Genomic DNA, 15,873 nt, shown 5'->3' with positions numbered 1-15,873 from the left:
CGTCGGAAGTAAGTGCCCACCAACGATTTACGGAAATGACTGACACATTCTACGTTAATTTTTGCTCAACGATCAGGCTAAACATGTCCCTAATACGAATATTTTTTCTTTCCGGGGTTTAAAAGCGTTGGCGGAGCAAAAAAATTGCCCTGTCCACCATAAACACCCTTTTCTTTCAGCGTTTGCCATTCTTCACGGGTAAGAACTTCTGCTGCAAAAACTTTTACATGTGTTCCCGCACAGGCACCGGTCAGGCTTTCGACAAACAACTGATTTTCATAACGCAAATTAATGCTTCTGACTAATCCTGGATGAAGTTTAATCATTTCAACCCGGAGAGACTTAATGTATGACGTACTGACAACTGTCAATCCGGCTTGTGACACCATAACCTTGCAGCCTACACCGAGTAACAAACGCATCATCGGACGGATTTGGCTGATATATTGACACACATCTGCCTCTGCAAGTTCAAAGATAATTCGCTCTCGATCAGATTTTCTGCATTGCAACAGCGTATCCCGCAGCCAGCGCTGGAAAGGACGCTGCAATAATGAATCAACGCTGATAGAAAATGCCAGAGTTTCGTCCGGCCATAAAGCTAATAAAGGAATTATCCGATCAATTTTTTGACGGTCATATCGCTCACCCAGACCGAATAATTGTACCAGTGGTGTAAATTCAGCAGCCCGTAATTCTTGTTCACCATCATATATGCGGCTCATTATTTCACGATGGTGAATTTTACCATCAACGGTAACAGCCGGTTTCTGATAAAGCCGTGGGCCACCATTAGCCAGTGTTTGTTCTAACAAAGTGCGCCATTTGACACTGCCACGCCCTTTTTCTGCTACTTTGGTATCGTACACATACCAGCCATTCCCCCCATACATCGCCGCATTTTTGGTCGCTTGTCCAGCATTATCCATTACTTGTTCGGCTGAATCGCCATTGCGATACGCCACAATACCAATATGCAGCAATGACTCACGGTCAATAACATGTGGCTCGGGTAACGACCCGACTGCATGGACTAATTGTGCGGCCATAACAGCGGCATCTTTTAGTGTTTTATGGGGCAGTAAAATCGCAATGTCACTCTGATGGTAACGCGCAAATAACGCAGAGGGATGGCGAGTAACAAAGGTAGAAAGCAGGTTAATCAGCGAATGCATCAGTTCTTGAACCTGCTGGTGATCACCTGTTTCAATTAGGCTATCAAAGTCCGGCAACTGCACCATCATAACCACCCCATGAGCGCCGGATTCCTCCATTTGAGTCGTCAACTGATTATCAAAAAATTGGCGATTACTGAAGCCGGTTTCGGCATCCTGCGCGGCAAAAGTACGAATCAAAGTATCAACGCGATTACGCTCTTCCCGAACTTCTATCAACTCAGCCAATAGATGATCAATAGCGCGGCTGGCGCAAAGTGGCCATTCATGACCTTCGCTATGAATAGCGTGTTCACGTTCGCCATTCAGAATACGTTTGGCTCGCCACTCAAGTTTTTCCTGACCTGCGGTCTGCTCACGCAGCCAACGGAAGCTTAGCAGGAGTGTCATCGCGACAATCACGGCCACCAATGACAAAATCGCGACAGCATAAAGTGAGCGAGCATAGCTACTCAAGGGGTCAATATAGCTGAAATGCATTGAAGTCCCTGGTTGATGCAGCATCGGTACCACCAGGCTACGATAGCGGCTTTGACTGTTCCAGGGAGCATAAATGGCGGGGAGTTTTAGTTGGTATAACGTGCTGTTTTCATTCTGGACGCTAACTTCCAACACGCCCAGGGTTCGCATCATTATAGGCAGCCATTCACGTTCTTTATCAGCAGGTTGTAGCAACAATGACTGATCATAAGCTGTTACGATGCTCTGGAGGCGATGCTCCATTTTTTTCTGACACAAATAAAAAAAACTGGCCGTGCTACCCAGTAACACTAAACACATAGCCAATACGACCAGCAAGGTCATAAACACAGAAAGTTTGGTTGTAAATCGCATCCTTTAACCTTGCGAAGCGCAATTCAGTGAAAAAAATGCCTCTGTTCCTTTGAGGAAGACACTATATGACAAATTGCCACCATAATACTGATTTTTTACCTCATAATACGACCATAACTCCATAACTCAGCCTTTTTCACAGAACTTCTGGTGAATCCTCTTTCAAGGATAGTCACGGACGAAATCATCGGCCTCATTTTTGTTCTTGATCAGGCTATAAGGTTGATGTTGTCGCTATATTGACTCACTCTTAATCTATACCTTTCTGCATTCATACTATCTATAGGTGTTATATGCGAGCGCTTGTACTTGAGCAAACTGAAGGCCGGACTACCGCAGAAGTGCGCGAAATATCCCCGTCACAATTGCCAGCCGGTAATGTCACCGTTGATGTTAATTGGTCCAGCTTGAATTATAAGGATGCACTGGCTATCACGGGCAAAGGGAAGATTATCCGTGAATTTCCCATGGTGCCGGGTATCGATTTTGCCGGCACCGTCCACAGCAGTGAAGATCCGCGTTTTCATGTCGGCCAGTCAGTTTTACTGACGGGATGGGGCGTGGGGGAAAATCATTGGGGTGGGTTGGCAGAGCAAGCTCGTGTCAACGGCGACTGGCTAGTGCCGATGCCTGAAGGGTTAGAGCCGCGTAAGGCCATGATTATCGGTACGGCTGGTTTTACCGCGATGCTGTGTGTCATGGCGTTGGAGGAAGGTGGCGTGACACCAGAAAGTGGCGAAGTGGTGGTCACCGGGGCCAGTGGTGGCGTCGGTAGCACAGCAATCGCCCTACTTGCAGCACTGGGTTATAAAATCGCCGCCATTTCTGGCCGTGACAGTAACAGTGACTATCTAAAAGGCCTCGGTGCTCATCGGGTATTGTCACGTAACGATTATCTTGATGCTTCCCGCCCATTGGAAAAACAGTTATGGGCGGGTGCCATTGATACTGTTGGCGACAAATTACTGGCTAAAGTGTTGGCTCAGATGAATTACAACGGCACCGTGGCCGCTTGTGGTTTAGCTGGCGGCTATTCGCTCCCGACGACCGTGATGCCCTTTATTCTGCGCAATGTGCGGTTGCAAGGGATAGATTCAGTGATGACACCGCAACAGCGCCGTCTACAAGCTTGGCAACGCTTACAGGAAATTTTGCCTGAAAGCTTCTATCAACAAGCTTCGCAAGCTATCACACTCGCCGATGCCCCGACCATCGCCGCTCGCCTATTGGCGAACGAAATTACCGGTAGAACCTTGGTAAAAGTTCGCTAATTCACAGCCACTGGGGAGAGTGTCATGCTCCCCAGTTTATTATCCGTATTGTAATGATTTTCAAATTTCTCTCCGCCCCCTAGCACTTGTCCCTATAAGCCGCCATGATTAATATCAATAAGGCCGATATGCTTCCCCCTGTTTGATGGAGTCATTTTATGCGCAACTTTTTATCCCATTCCCTGCGTAATGCTGCCACGCCACGCAAGCTAACCGAAGCAGATGTCACCCCAGAAAGTATTTTTTATCAGCGCCGTAAGGTGTTGCAAGCATTGGGGATTACTGCTGCTACACTGGCATTGCCCACATCTGCGCAAGCTGATTTGCTGGCATGGTTTAAAGGGAATAATCGCCCCAAAGCCCCGTCTGGCAAGCCGCTGGATTTCACTCAATCAACGGTTTACCACCCAGATTTGGCGCTAACCCCGGAAGATAAAGTCACCGGCTATAATAATTTCTATGAATTCGGCTTGGATAAGGCCGATCCTGCCGCCAATGCTGGCACACTGAAAACCGAAGACTGGCAGATAAAGATCGACGGTGACGTCGCCAAGCCCATGACACTCGATATTGATGACCTGATAAAACGCTTCCCATTAGAAGAGCGCATTTATCGGATGCGCTGCGTAGAGGCCTGGTCGATGGTGGTGCCGTGGATTGGGTTTGAATTGGGCAAATTGCTTAAGCTGGTTGAACCCACCAGCAATGCTCGCTATGTCGCATTCCAGACACTTTATGCACCGGATCAAATGCCGGGGCAGGAAGATCGTTTTATTGGCGGCGGCCTGAAATACCCTTATGTCGAAGGATTGCGACTGGATGAGGCAATGCACCCATTGGCCTTTATGACACTGGGCGTGTATGGCAAGGCCCTACCGCCACAAAATGGCGCGCCGCTGCGGCTCATCACCCCATGGAAATACGGTTTTAAAGGCATAAAATCCATTGTTCATATTCGCCTGACTCATGATCAGCCACCGACTACCTGGAACCTGAGTGCGCCCAACGAATATGGTTTTTATGCCAATGTGAACCCTCATGTGAACCATCCGCGCTGGTCGCAAGCAACTGAGCGCTTTATCGGCTCAGGCGGTATCCTGGATGTTCAGCGCCAGCCAACACTGTTATTTAACGGTTATGCCGATCAAGTCGCATCACTCTACCGTGGTTTGGATCTGCGGGAGAATTTCTGATGCGGCTCAGTTTACGGCAAATTAAGTGGCTAAAAGTGGCTATCTGGTTGGCGGCCGCACTCCCCTTTTTGTGGCTAATTTTATCTGTAGATCAAGGTTGGTTCAGTGCCGACCCGGCTAAAGATATTCAGCATTTCACCGGGCTAATGACCCTAAAATTATTATTGGCGACACTGCTGGTCACGCCACTGGCGCGCTATGGCAAACAGCCGTTGTTAATCCGCTGCCGCCGGTTGTTGGGTTTATGGTGTTTTGCCTGGGGAACACTACATTTGGTCAGCTACTCGGTACTGGAACTTGGGCTGAGTAATATTGATTTACTGGGGCGTGAGCTGGTCACCCGCCCTTACCTGACATTGGGCATAATAAGTTGGCTATTGTTACTGTCACTGGCGGTGACATCCACCTTGTGGGCGCAACGAAAAATGGGAGCCAACTGGCAAAAATTGCATAATTTGGTGTATGTTGTCGCCATTCTTGCACCAATTCATTATCTTTGGTCGGTCAAAACGCTATCGCCATTCCCCATTATTTACGCGGTGATAGCAGCAATATTATTGGCGCTACGCTATAAAAAATTTCGCCAATGGTGCCGCTAAAAACCTGAGCTTTTCATCGGTCATTATCTTTTTCTATTGAATATCTTCGCTGATAAGACCAGTATTTAGCTGCTAATTGCTACGATATCATTATAATGCCCGACCTTAATGCCGATCGCAGTGTCAAATTCGTCGTAAAAAGGTGACAAATCGGTGACATCAGGTTATTTTTTACGATGATGGACTAATTGCCGGAGATACCAGCACAATGTCGGATAAGTTTCACATTTTGCTTCTGAATGGCCCTAACTTGAATCTGCTTGGAACACGTGAACCGGAAAAGTACGGTCACACTACATTGGCTGATATTGTCAGCCAATTAGAGACTCAAGCTCAGGGAATGGATGTGGTGCTATCCCATTTGCAGTCAAATGCAGAACATGTGCTGATTGATAGAATTCACCAAGCACGGGGTAATACCGATTTTATCCTGATCAACCCGGCAGCGTTTACACATACCAGTGTTGCACTGCGCGATGCATTGTTAGGTGTGCAGATCCCGTTTATCGAGGTCCACTTATCTAATGTGCATGCCCGGGAGCCTTTCCGTCATCATTCATATCTCTCTGATATCGCGGTTGGCGTAATCTGTGGACTTGGCGCAGATGGCTATAACTTTGCTTTACAGGCAGCGGTAAATCGCTTGTCAAAATCCAACTAATGCAACACAAAAAGAGTACGGAATCACACTCATGGATATTCGTAAGATTAAGAAACTGATCGAACTGGTTGAAGAATCCGGCATTTCAGAGCTGGAAATCTCAGAAGGCGAAGAGTCAGTACGCATCAGTCGTGCTCCTGCCGCACCAAACTACCCAATGATGCAACAGCCGTATGCTTTTGCTGCGCCGCAGCAACAACCTGCTCTGGCCGCTGCTGTCGCTCCAGCACCTGCTGAAGCCGCTGCCCCTGCTGCTATCAGTGGCCATATCGTGCGCTCCCCAATGGTCGGTACTTTCTACCGCACCCCGAGCCCGGATGCTAAACCCTTCATTGAAGTAGGTCAGAAAGTTTCTGTTGGTGACACTCTTTGCATCGTTGAAGCGATGAAAATGATGAACCAAATCGAAGCAGATAAATCCGGTACTGTAAAAGCCATTCTGGTTGAAGACGGTCAACCGGTTGAATTCGACGAGCCTCTTGTCGTCATCGAATAACGAGGCGTTCCATGCTTGATAAAATCGTAATCGCTAACCGCGGTGAGATTGCGCTACGCATCCTGCGAGCTTGTAAAGAGCTGGGGATCAAAACTGTGGCAGTTCACTCTGTTGCAGACCGTGATCTTAAACACGTGTTATTGGCTGACGAGACTGTCTGTATCGGTCCCGCACCTTCTGTTAAAAGCTATCTGAACATTCCGGCAATCATTTCTGCTGCGGAGATCACCGGCGCGGTGGCTATTCACCCCGGCTATGGTTTCCTGTCTGAAAATGCTGATTTTGCCGAACAGGTAGAACGTTCAGGTTTCATCTTCATCGGCCCGCGTGCCGAAACCATTCGCCTGATGGGTGACAAGGTTTCGGCAATAAATGCCATGAAGAAAGCTGGTGTACCTTGTGTACCTGGCTCTGACGGCCCACTGGATGACGACACAACCAAGAATAAAGCCTTTGCCAAACGAATCGGTTATCCGGTCATTATCAAGGCATCAGGTGGTGGTGGTGGTCGTGGTATGCGTGTGGTTCGTCACGACAAAGATCTGGAGCAATCCATTAACATGACCCGTGCGGAAGCCAAAGCGGCTTTCAATAACGACATGGTTTATATGGAGAAATACCTGGAAAACCCACGCCATATCGAAATTCAGATTTTGGCTGACGGTCAGGGTAATGCTATCTATCTGGCTGAGCGCGACTGTTCTATGCAGCGCCGCCACCAGAAAGTGGTTGAAGAGGCACCAGCGCCAGGTATCACCAGCGAAATGCGCCGTTATATCGGTGAACGCTGCGCGAAAGCCTGTGTGGAAATCGGCTATCGTGGTGCGGGGACTTTCGAGTTCCTGTATGAAAACGGCGAGTTCTATTTCATCGAAATGAACACCCGTATTCAGGTTGAACACCCGGTTACCGAAATGATCACCGGTGTTGATTTGATCAAAGAACAGCTGCGGATCGCTGCGGGCCAACCTCTCTCCATCAAACAAGATGAAGTGAAAGTCCACGGCCACGCAGTAGAGTGCCGTATCAACGCCGAAGACCCGAATACCTTCCTGCCGAGTCCGGGTAAAATTACCCGTTTCCATGCGCCGGGCGGTTTTGGAGTGCGTTGGGAGTCTCATATTTACGCCGGCTATACCGTGCCGCCATATTATGACTCCATGATCGGCAAACTTATCACTTACGGTGAAAACCGTGATGTTGCGATTGCCCGCATGAAAAACGCGCTGGCAGAACTCATTATCGATGGCATCAAGACCAACGTTGAGTTACAGCAACGCATCATGAACGACGAAAACTTCCAGCATGGTGGCACCAATATCCACTATCTGGAGAAAAAACTCGGGTTGCAAGAAACCTGATTATTTCGCCTTTCATGAGCTTTACCTTTTATATCAGGGCCGGTAAATTACCGGCCTTTTTCTTTTCATTTGATTAATTTTCTTTTGATTAATAGGGTCGGCATTTCGCATAGTGGTAGCTAATCACACTGCAAGGCTAAGATAAGAATGGGATTTCCCAAATTAGTTGGCCTCGCAGCTAGGCAGCAAACAAATGAATCCCGATGAGCTGACTCAGGTCAGTGATTCGGGTGAATGAGTGCAGCTAACAACGCTGTTGTGCCAAGTACGAAGGGTATTGGAGAGAATATGGACACAAGGTTCCTACAAGCCAATAAAGAAGCGCGCTGGGCCTTTGGCTTAACGCTGGCTTATCTGGCTGGGTGGATAATAACGGCTTATTTACCAGGCAATATTCCCGGTATAAGCGGCCTGCCCGCTTGGTTTGAAGCGGCCTGTATTGCGCTGCCACTGCTATTTATTGTGCTGTGCTGGTTAATGGTGCGTGTGATATTTCGCGATATTCCACTGGAGGATGACAATGCAAACTGATGTCATTCTGCCATTAGTGGGCTATCTGGCCATGGTATTTGGCTTATCCGTCTATGCTTATACCCGCCGTAAAACCGGGAATTTTCTTAACGAATACTTCATCGGCAACCGTTCGATGGGCGGATTTGTCCTGGCAATGACCTTGACCGCCACTTATATCAGTGCCAGTTCATTTATTGGCGGGCCGGGTGCTGCTTATAAATACGGCCTGGGCTGGGTGTTATTGGCAATGATTCAATTGCCAGCGGTGTGGCTGTCTCTGGGAGTATTGGGTAAGAAATTTGCCATTCTTGCGCGACGTTATAATGCCGTGACCCTCAACGACATGCTGTATGCCCGCTATCAAAGCCGCCTATTGGTGTGGTTGGCCAGCATCAGCTTGTTGGTGGCGTTTGTCGGGGCCATGACAGTGCAGTTTATCGGTGGCGCGCGCTTGCTGGAAACCGCAGCGGGCATCCCTTATGACACTGGCTTGTTGATTTTCGGTATCAGTATCGCGCTGTATACCTCTTTTGGTGGTTTCCGTGCCAGCGTGCTAAATGATGCTTTACAAGGCATGGTGATGTTGGTCGGCACTATTTTACTGTTGGTGGCGGTTATCCATGCCGCAGGTGGGCTGCACAAAGCCGTCGAGACTCTACAGCATATAGATCCGGCGCTGGTCTCCCCTCAAGGGGGCGATCAAATCCTCGACTTGCCGTTTATGGCATCATTCTGGATCTTGGTGTGCTTTGGAGTTATTGGCCTACCGCATACCGCAGTGCGTTGCATTTCGTATCGTGATAGTAAAGCCGTGCATCGCGGCATCATCCTCGGCACCATTGTGGTGGCAATCTTGATGTTCGGTATGCATCTGGCTGGCGCATTAGGCCGGGCGATCCTGCCGGACCTGAAGATCCCGGATCAAGTGATCCCCACACTGATGATCACCGTGCTGCCGCCCTTTGCTGCTGGGATCTTTCTGGCCGCGCCGATGGCGGCGATTATGTCGACCATCAATGCCCAGTTACTGCAATCCTCCGCAACTATTGTGAAAGATTTATACCTCAATTTATGGCCAGAAGAGCTGAAAAATGAGCGTAAGTTAGCGCGTATTTCCAGCATGTCGACACTGATCCTCGGGCTATTATTGCTACTTGCCGCCTGGCGACCACCCGAAATGATTATCTGGTTGAATCTGTTGGCCTTTGGTGGTCTGGAGGCGGTATTCCTCTGGCCATTGGTGCTAGGATTATACTGGGAGCGCGCCAATGCCCATGGTGCCCTTAGCGCAATGATTGTCGGCGCGGTATGCTATACCGTACTGGCCAGTTTCGATATTAAGATAGCCGGCCTGCACCCAATAGTGCCCTCGCTGGTGCTTAATCTGCTGGCGTTCTATATCGGGAATCAGTTTGGCGACAGGGCGCGAATACGCCGGCCCGTGGTTGTCAGCACTGAATAAATGACTATTTGCAGGTATTATTTACCGAAACCCTATTGATAAAAACCGATCGTGAGACCTCAGTTGAAGATCGGTTTTGGAAGAGAAAGCTATGCCTTGGATCCAACTAAAACTAAACACCACCGGTAACCAAGCCGAATCTCTTGGTGATGCCCTAATAGAAAGTGGCGCGGTCTCTGTGACCTTCCAGGATACCCACGATAATCCGGTGTTTGAGCCGCTGCCGGGGGAAACCCGCCTGTGGGGCGATACCGACGTGATTGGCCTGTATGATGCAGAAACCGATATGGCGGAAGTGGTCGCTATGCTGGAATATAACCCGCAACTCGGTCAAGGTTTCATCCATAAGATTGAGCAGTTGGAAGATAAAGATTGGGAACGTGAATGGATGGATAATTTCCACCCAATGCGTTTTGGTGAGCGCCTGTGGATCTGTCCGAGCTGGCGTGATGTTCCCGACCCAACAGCCGTGAACGTGATGCTCGACCCCGGTTTGGCGTTTGGTACCGGCACTCACCCGACAACCGCATTGTGTTTGCAATGGCTCGATAGCCTCAATCTACAGGATAAAACCGTTATCGATTTCGGTTGCGGCTCCGGCATCCTGGCGATTGCAGCTCTAAAACTCGGTGCTAAGCGCGCTATTGGCATTGATATTGATCCGCAAGCCATTCAGGCCAGTCGTGATAACGCACAGCGTAACGGCGTTTCAGAGCGTTTGGAGCTGTATCTTGCCAAAGATCAGCCAGCCGATTTATCCGCTGACGTGGTGGTCGCCAATATCCTGGCTGGCCCATTACGGGAACTCGCGCCGTTGATTAGTGTTTTACCGGTTGCGGGTGGCCATCTTGGCTTGTCCGGTGTGCTGGCAACGCAGGCAGCGGGTGTTGCACAGGCTTATGAGGATAAATTCACTCTCGACCCGGTGGCTGAGAAAGAAGAGTGGTGCCGCATCACGGGTATCAAGAAGTAATATCGACCCCGCCAATAATGATTATCCATGTTATAGGCGTTGCAACACTCGCTGTTGTAACGCCAAATTTGCAGAGTCGCACTAGCATTTCCTGGCAGTAGCTAGCAATCCATCAAGCACTGTTTTTAACTGAAATGAGATGTCTGACTCATTTATATCTGCTCTTTATCATTGATTTGATGAATAAGTCAGCATTTTCAACCTCCACCATGTTGCATAACTAGTCGAAAATTATGTTGTTTAGTAGAAAATACTAAAGCGCACAAATTAATCATATTAACTTAACCTGATGTTATATATGAGAAAATAATTAATTACCCAAGATTAGTCTGTAATTTATCGCGTTTTTTTCATCAATTGGTCAAAGTTTGGCCTTTCATCTGAGCGCAAAAATGCGTAATATACGCGCCCTTACGGACACAGTGTGGTCATTCTTTGTCTATGCGTATTGGACACATCCAGCTTACAAATTGCCTGATTGCCGCCCCGATGGCGGGTATCACAGATCGCCCATTCAGAGCGCTATGTCATGGTATGGGGGCTGGGATGGCTGTATCTGAAATGCTCTCCTCTAATCCAGAGGTATGGCGGACGGATAAGTCGCGTTTGCGCATGGTTCATAGTGATGAGCCGGGGATTCGTGCCGTGCAGATTGCCGGTAATGACCCGGATGAGATGGCAGCAGCCGCCCAAATCAATGTGGCGAATGGTGCACAAATCATCGACATCAATATGGGATGTCCGGCCAAGAAAGTGAATCGCAAACTGGCAGGATCAGCATTATTGCAGCATCCTGAATTGGTCAAACAGATCCTCTCCGCAGTCGTTAACGCGGTAGATGTACCAGTGACGTTGAAGATCCGGACGGGTTGGTCGCCAGAACACCGTAACTGTATAGAAATTGCCCAATTGGCCGAAAACTGTGGTATACAAGCCCTGACGATTCATGGCCGAACCCGTTCTTGTTTGTTTAATGGTGAGGCGGAATACGACAGCATTCGGGCAGTTAAGCAGATTGTTTCCATTCCCGTTATCGCGAATGGCGACATCACTGACCCGCATAAAGCCAGAGCGGTACTCGACTACACTGGGGCTGATGCCCTGATGATAGGACGTGCCGCTCAGGGAAGACCTTGGATCTTCCGGGAAATCCAGCATTACCTGGACACTGGGGAGCTGCTGTCACCGATGCCACTTGGCGAAGTGCAGCGCTTGTTAAACGGGCATATACGGGAATTGCACGACTTTTATGGTCCAGGCAAGGGATTTCGTATCGCACGTAAGCACGTCTCCTGGTATCTCCAGGAGCACGCCCCTAACGACCAGTTTCGGCGCACATTCAACGCCATTGAGGATGCCAGCGAACAGCTGGAGGCGTTGGAGGCATATTTCGAAAATCTTGCGTAAACAGAAAAAAGAGCTGACAGAACTATGTTCGAACAACGCGTAAATTCTGACGTACTGACCGTTGCAACCGTAAACTCACAAGATCAGGTGACTCAAAAGCCTTTGCGTGACTCGGTAAAACAAGCACTGAAGAACTATTTTGCTCAACTGAATGGTCAGGATGTGAGTGACCTGTATGAGTTGGTACTGGCTGAAGTTGAACAGCCATTGTTGGACATGGTGATGCAATACACCCGTGGCAACCAAACCCGTGCTGCCCTGATGATGGGCATTAACCGTGGCACGCTGCGTAAGAAATTGAAAAAATACGGCATGAACTGATACTAGTCAGTTAAGTTGTTGTTTAAAAAGGCGTACTCCACACGGAGCGCGCCTTTTTTGTTAGGTGATTTCTAGGCAACTTCCACTCGATTACGGCCTTTCTGTTTCGCTCGGTATAAAGCTTCATCCGCCCGCTTCAGCGCATCCTCCGGCACCCCGACCCCATTCCAAAACGCCACACCCAATGAAATCGTGATAGGTCGGATACCCGGCATCGCCATCATTTCTACATTGTGCCGCAGCCGGTTAGCAACCTGTATGGCAACATCCGGCACCGTGCTCGGCAGCAACATCAGAAACTCTTCACCGCCACTGCGGCACAGAATATCGCTGTCACGGGAGCTATCACGAATTTGTATTGCCAATTGCTTGATAACCTCATCACCGACATCATGACCATAAGAGTCATTAATTGATTTAAAGTGGTCAATATCCAGAGCAATGACAGAAAAATGCTGCCCGAGCTGGGCGATAGGTTCGAGCGTCATCGCCAGCCCGCGCCGGTTATACAGACCAGTCATGGGGTCGGTATGCGCTTCGAACCTCAATTTGCCGATTTTCTTTTGCAATAGACTGATACCTATCAACAAGGCCCGTTTAAGCTGCGTCGCCTCGAAATACCATGAGGGAATTTCTTTGATGCTACTGGCAATATCCGGTTTATCCATATCATTGGCGCTGCCTGCCAGTAACCACAGCGGGCGAGCAATTAACCGCGATAATAACCAAACGCCCAACAATGTGAGTAACGCCAGCGGCGCAATATGCCCCAGCCCTTTCAGCATCAACCCTTCCAACGGCTTCAAAGTAGAGGATTCTGGCCGCAGGGTAATAATTTCCCAACCTGACGGATCCACAACGGCATAGCCCGCCAGCATCGATTCGCCATTGGTGCTGGTCACCATCAAGCTACCATTGTCATTTTTTTTGGCTGCCTCTGTAATCGGCTTTGGCTCTAGTATCTCCCCGATACGATTAACATCTCGGTGATAAAGAATGCGCCGCTCGCCGTCGAGCACCACAATGTAAGAACCATCGCGATAGTAATGTTCACCCAGTAACTCATTTAAAATACTTTGCTTACGCAGATAAATAGTCCCGCCTATGTATCCGCGATAGTGTCCATCCGGCGTGATAATGGGTGTCGATATATTGATAACCAGATTGTTAGCTGCTGACACATATGGCTTGCTGATAATGGGGCGGCGGAGCTTGAGTGCCTCTGCCGACCCAGGTGATGTCAGAGTGTGGCCCAATAGTTGGAGGCTGTCTGGCGATGTGGCGCGGATAATACCCTGAGCATCGGTTATCACTACCGAGTTAAAACTGTCCGTCTGATATTTGAGTCGTGCGGTTTCCGCTTTCAGAACGCCCTGATCGTCAAAATGCTTTGCGGCGATCATGCTGCTGTAGTGAAGCTGCTTTTGCGCACTCCGCAAAAAAATCTCCGTACTGGACGCCAGCTTAGCGGCATAAACACGGTTAGCTTCCAGTGTATTATCGATCAATAGCTGCCGTTGAACCCGATAACTGGCATAGAAACTGTTTGCCAGCGTCACAAAGGCGCTCATGACAGCCAGAATAAGAATTAAACGACCTAAGTCGAGACGGAAAATCTTGGTTGAAATCATCGAGCGTAACAAGACAACATTCCTGAAGATATAAATGGGTCGTATTTAGCCATGACGGTAACATGAAAAGTCAGCAGGAACTCGTCTATATCTATATCTGCTCATTATTTATCTCCTCAAATGAATCATTATCACGCTATAGTCATTGTTAACAGTTATCTATAGTTTGGGTGATAGCTAGCTGACATCGGACTTGTACTGATAATTAGGGGTTAATTATGAATAAAATGATCATTGCCGTAGCACTCGCAGCTACTGTATTAAGTGGATGCGCCAACAACAGAACAGCGTCGGGTGATACCTTTACCGCCGCTCAAGCACGGCAGGTACAAACCGTCACCTATGGCACCGTGGTTTCCGCACGTCCGGTCACTATTCAAGGTGGTAGTGAAAATAATGTAGCTGGCGCTATCGGCGGGGCTGTAGTCGGTGGCTTCTTGGGCAATACTATCGGCGGGGGCCGTGGTAATAGCTTGGCAACCGCAGGTGGTGCCGTTGCCGGTGGTGTAGCGGGTCAGGGCATACAAAGCGCCATGAACCGCAGTGAAGGTGTACAACTGGAAATTCGTCGTGATGATGGCAGCAGCATTGTTGTCGTGCAGGCGCAAGGGCCAACCCGTTTCAGCGCAGGTCAACGCGTCATTATTGCTAGCGATCGCAGCGGTACTGTGACAGTTTCTCCTCGTTAAACTCAAATGCCGGGGGATTCACCCCGGCATTTAGCGCTTGAATACAAAAAAAATGGACTATTTTTTTATTGCCCTAATTGACTGTTTCGTAACATTAAAATGACCTCGATTTATACAATTTTAGCGTAAAAAACCATTGACATTGGTTATGACAGTCAAATATTAGGTTGCCACGGGGAATGTGTTGTGGTTAAATAGCGTCATCGGTTTGGAACACAGACCTTATGAAAGCAGTTTTAGTAAAGCAGTCCTCAGTTCAAGCGCTATCCATAGATATCCCTTCTCCGTGAGTCTCCTCCTAAGTGCCCAATAAGTTATCCTCTGAAAACAGACCACGTTCGCTACGTTATTGTGGCAAAAAATAATTGAAGGAAGTATCTCTATGTCTAATAAAATGACTGGTTTAGTAAAATGGTTTGACGCTGGTAAAGGTTTTGGTTTCATCACTCCTGCTGATGGCAGCAAAGACGTGTTCGTTCACTTCTCTGCTATCCAGAGCAATGATTTCAAAACCTTAGATGAAGGCCAAAAAGTGGAGTTCTCTATCGAGAGCGGCGCTAAAGGCCCATCAGCGGTAAACGTAGTCGCTCTGTAATTCAGTGTGATTAGGGGAGTTGGCTACCGACAGCGATGACGGCCAGACCCGAGCAGTGTAGCCGCTCCCCAAGTAAATGAACAAGCAGTACCCGGTTGACAGTAACATTTATGCAAGCAGTTTTAGTAAAGCAGTTCCCCGTATTAGCGTTATCAGACAGATACCTCTTCTCCGCGAAATTCCTTCTAAGTGCCCCATAAGTTGTGCCCAAGCCTATTCGCTCGCCTATGGCGGCAATCAAAAATAATTGAAGGAAGTATCTCTATGTCTAATAAAATGACTGGTTTAGTAAAATGGTTTAACGCTGACAAAGGTTTTGGTTTCATCACTCCTGCTGATGGCAGCAAAGATGTGTTCGTTCACTTCTCTGCTATCCAGAGCAATGATTTCAAAACCTTAGATGAAGGCCAAAAAGTTGAATTCTCTATTGAGAATGGCGCTAAAGGCCCATCAGCGGTAAACGTTATTGCTCTGTAAGAGTCAATAATAAATACCTAGGTCTTCGACGCTATAGCTTCAAGACCTCAGGTATATCGGAATGATTTACGATAGCGATGAAGGTGATAGTCCTGAGCAGTTAAATCATTTTGAATAAAAAAACCCGCCTTTGTGCGGGTTTTTTGTTATAGAAAAATAAAGTTTTATTCTTAATAAAATAAAAATCTGCCCAAACAAAAATGAAATAGTTCATA

16 protein-coding genes are annotated in these 15,873 nt (G+C 48.2%); 14 read left to right on the top strand and 2 right to left on the bottom strand.

Features of this window, described 5'->3' with window-relative positions; translation table 11 throughout:
• Positions 1-89: 89 nt before the first annotated feature.
• Positions 90-2,009 carry an RNase E specificity factor CsrD gene (gene csrD, locus OVO64_RS15600; protein WP_038638629.1) on the bottom strand — a complete coding sequence of 640 codons (1,920 nt, stop codon included), beginning with the start codon at positions 2,007-2,009 and terminating at the stop codon, positions 90-92.
• Between the two features lie 293 nt (positions 2,010-2,302).
• On the opposite strand from csrD, the gene OVO64_RS15595 reads away from it, so the two are divergent.
• The 11 genes from OVO64_RS15595 (at position 2,303) to fis (ending at position 12,266) form a co-directional block, all read left to right on the top strand.
• Complete coding sequence (locus OVO64_RS15595) at positions 2,303-3,280, top strand: MDR family oxidoreductase (protein ID WP_038638625.1); 978 nt, start codon at positions 2,303-2,305, stop codon at positions 3,278-3,280.
• Positions 3,281-3,438: 158 nt separating this feature from the next.
• A complete protein-coding gene (msrP, locus tag OVO64_RS15590; protein ID WP_038638622.1) occupies positions 3,439-4,473 on the top strand; it encodes a protein-methionine-sulfoxide reductase catalytic subunit MsrP in 1,035 nt (344 codons plus the stop codon).
• Positions 4,473-5,072 (top strand): protein-methionine-sulfoxide reductase heme-binding subunit MsrQ, encoded by a 600-nt coding sequence (gene msrQ, locus OVO64_RS15585; RefSeq protein ID WP_038638619.1) that lies wholly within the window; start codon positions 4,473-4,475, stop codon positions 5,070-5,072. The genes msrP and msrQ overlap by 1 nt, the downstream gene beginning before the upstream one ends.
• A 208-nt stretch (positions 5,073-5,280) precedes the next feature.
• A complete protein-coding gene (gene aroQ, locus OVO64_RS15580) occupies positions 5,281-5,733 on the top strand; it encodes a type II 3-dehydroquinate dehydratase (RefSeq protein ID WP_038638616.1) in 453 nt (150 codons plus the stop codon).
• Between the two features lie 31 nt (positions 5,734-5,764).
• Positions 5,765-6,229: an acetyl-CoA carboxylase biotin carboxyl carrier protein gene (gene accB / locus OVO64_RS15575; protein ID WP_038638613.1), complete on the top strand. Its 465-nt coding sequence runs from the start codon at positions 5,765-5,767 to the stop codon at positions 6,227-6,229.
• A gap of 11 nt (positions 6,230-6,240) precedes the next feature.
• Complete coding sequence (gene accC, locus OVO64_RS15570; RefSeq protein WP_011817284.1) at positions 6,241-7,590, top strand: acetyl-CoA carboxylase biotin carboxylase subunit; 1,350 nt, start codon at positions 6,241-6,243, stop codon at positions 7,588-7,590.
• Positions 7,591-7,878: 288 nt separating this feature from the next.
• Entirely contained in the window at positions 7,879-8,121 is a 243-nt protein-coding gene (locus OVO64_RS15565) for a YhdT family protein (protein WP_038638609.1), read from the top strand.
• On the top strand, positions 8,111-9,565 hold the full coding sequence (panF, locus tag OVO64_RS15560; protein WP_267248883.1) for a sodium/pantothenate symporter: 1,455 nt from the start codon (positions 8,111-8,113) through the stop codon (positions 9,563-9,565). The genes OVO64_RS15565 and panF overlap by 11 nt, the downstream gene beginning before the upstream one ends.
• A gap of 91 nt (positions 9,566-9,656) precedes the next feature.
• Entirely contained in the window at positions 9,657-10,538 is an 882-nt protein-coding gene (gene prmA / locus OVO64_RS15555) for a 50S ribosomal protein L11 methyltransferase (RefSeq protein WP_038638602.1), read from the top strand.
• A 441-nt stretch (positions 10,539-10,979) separates the two neighbouring features.
• Positions 10,980-11,945, top strand: coding sequence for a tRNA dihydrouridine synthase DusB (gene dusB, locus OVO64_RS15550; protein ID WP_038638599.1), 966 nt, complete (start codon positions 10,980-10,982; stop codon positions 11,943-11,945).
• A 24-nt stretch (positions 11,946-11,969) separates the two neighbouring features.
• Positions 11,970-12,266, top strand: coding sequence for a DNA-binding transcriptional regulator Fis (gene fis, locus OVO64_RS15545; protein WP_002210061.1), 297 nt, complete (start codon positions 11,970-11,972; stop codon positions 12,264-12,266).
• A 71-nt stretch (positions 12,267-12,337) separates the two neighbouring features.
• On the opposite strand, the gene OVO64_RS15540 is transcribed toward fis, so the two are convergent.
• Entirely contained in the window at positions 12,338-13,897 is a 1,560-nt protein-coding gene (locus OVO64_RS15540) for a sensor domain-containing diguanylate cyclase (RefSeq protein ID WP_038638596.1), read from the bottom strand.
• Between the two features lie 218 nt (positions 13,898-14,115).
• Here OVO64_RS15540 and OVO64_RS15535 point away from each other — a divergent pair, with 218 nt between their 5' ends.
• The 3 genes from OVO64_RS15535 to cspG all read left to right on the top strand — a co-directional run bounded on the left by OVO64_RS15535 (position 14,116) and on the right by cspG (position 15,658).
• The gene (locus OVO64_RS15535; RefSeq protein ID WP_038638593.1) at positions 14,116-14,586 is read left to right on the top strand and encodes a glycine zipper 2TM domain-containing protein; all 471 of its coding nucleotides are present in this window, start codon (positions 14,116-14,118) and stop codon (positions 14,584-14,586) included.
• A 382-nt stretch (positions 14,587-14,968) separates the two neighbouring features.
• A complete protein-coding gene (cspA, locus tag OVO64_RS15530) occupies positions 14,969-15,181 on the top strand; it encodes an RNA chaperone/antiterminator CspA (RefSeq protein WP_011817288.1) in 213 nt (70 codons plus the stop codon).
• 264 nt (positions 15,182-15,445) lie between these two features.
• Positions 15,446-15,658, top strand: coding sequence for a cold shock protein CspG (gene cspG / locus OVO64_RS15525; RefSeq protein WP_005163087.1), 213 nt, complete (start codon positions 15,446-15,448; stop codon positions 15,656-15,658).
• Positions 15,659-15,873: the final 215 nt, after the last annotated feature.

Origin of the sequence: Yersinia sp. Marseille-Q5920, from assembly GCF_946902935.1 — a bacterium.
GTDB lineage: Bacteria > Pseudomonadota > Gammaproteobacteria > Enterobacterales > Enterobacteriaceae > Yersinia > Yersinia rochesterensis.
The sequence above is the reverse complement of the archived record's forward strand: the minus strand, read 5'-3'. Positions and strand labels throughout refer to the sequence as shown.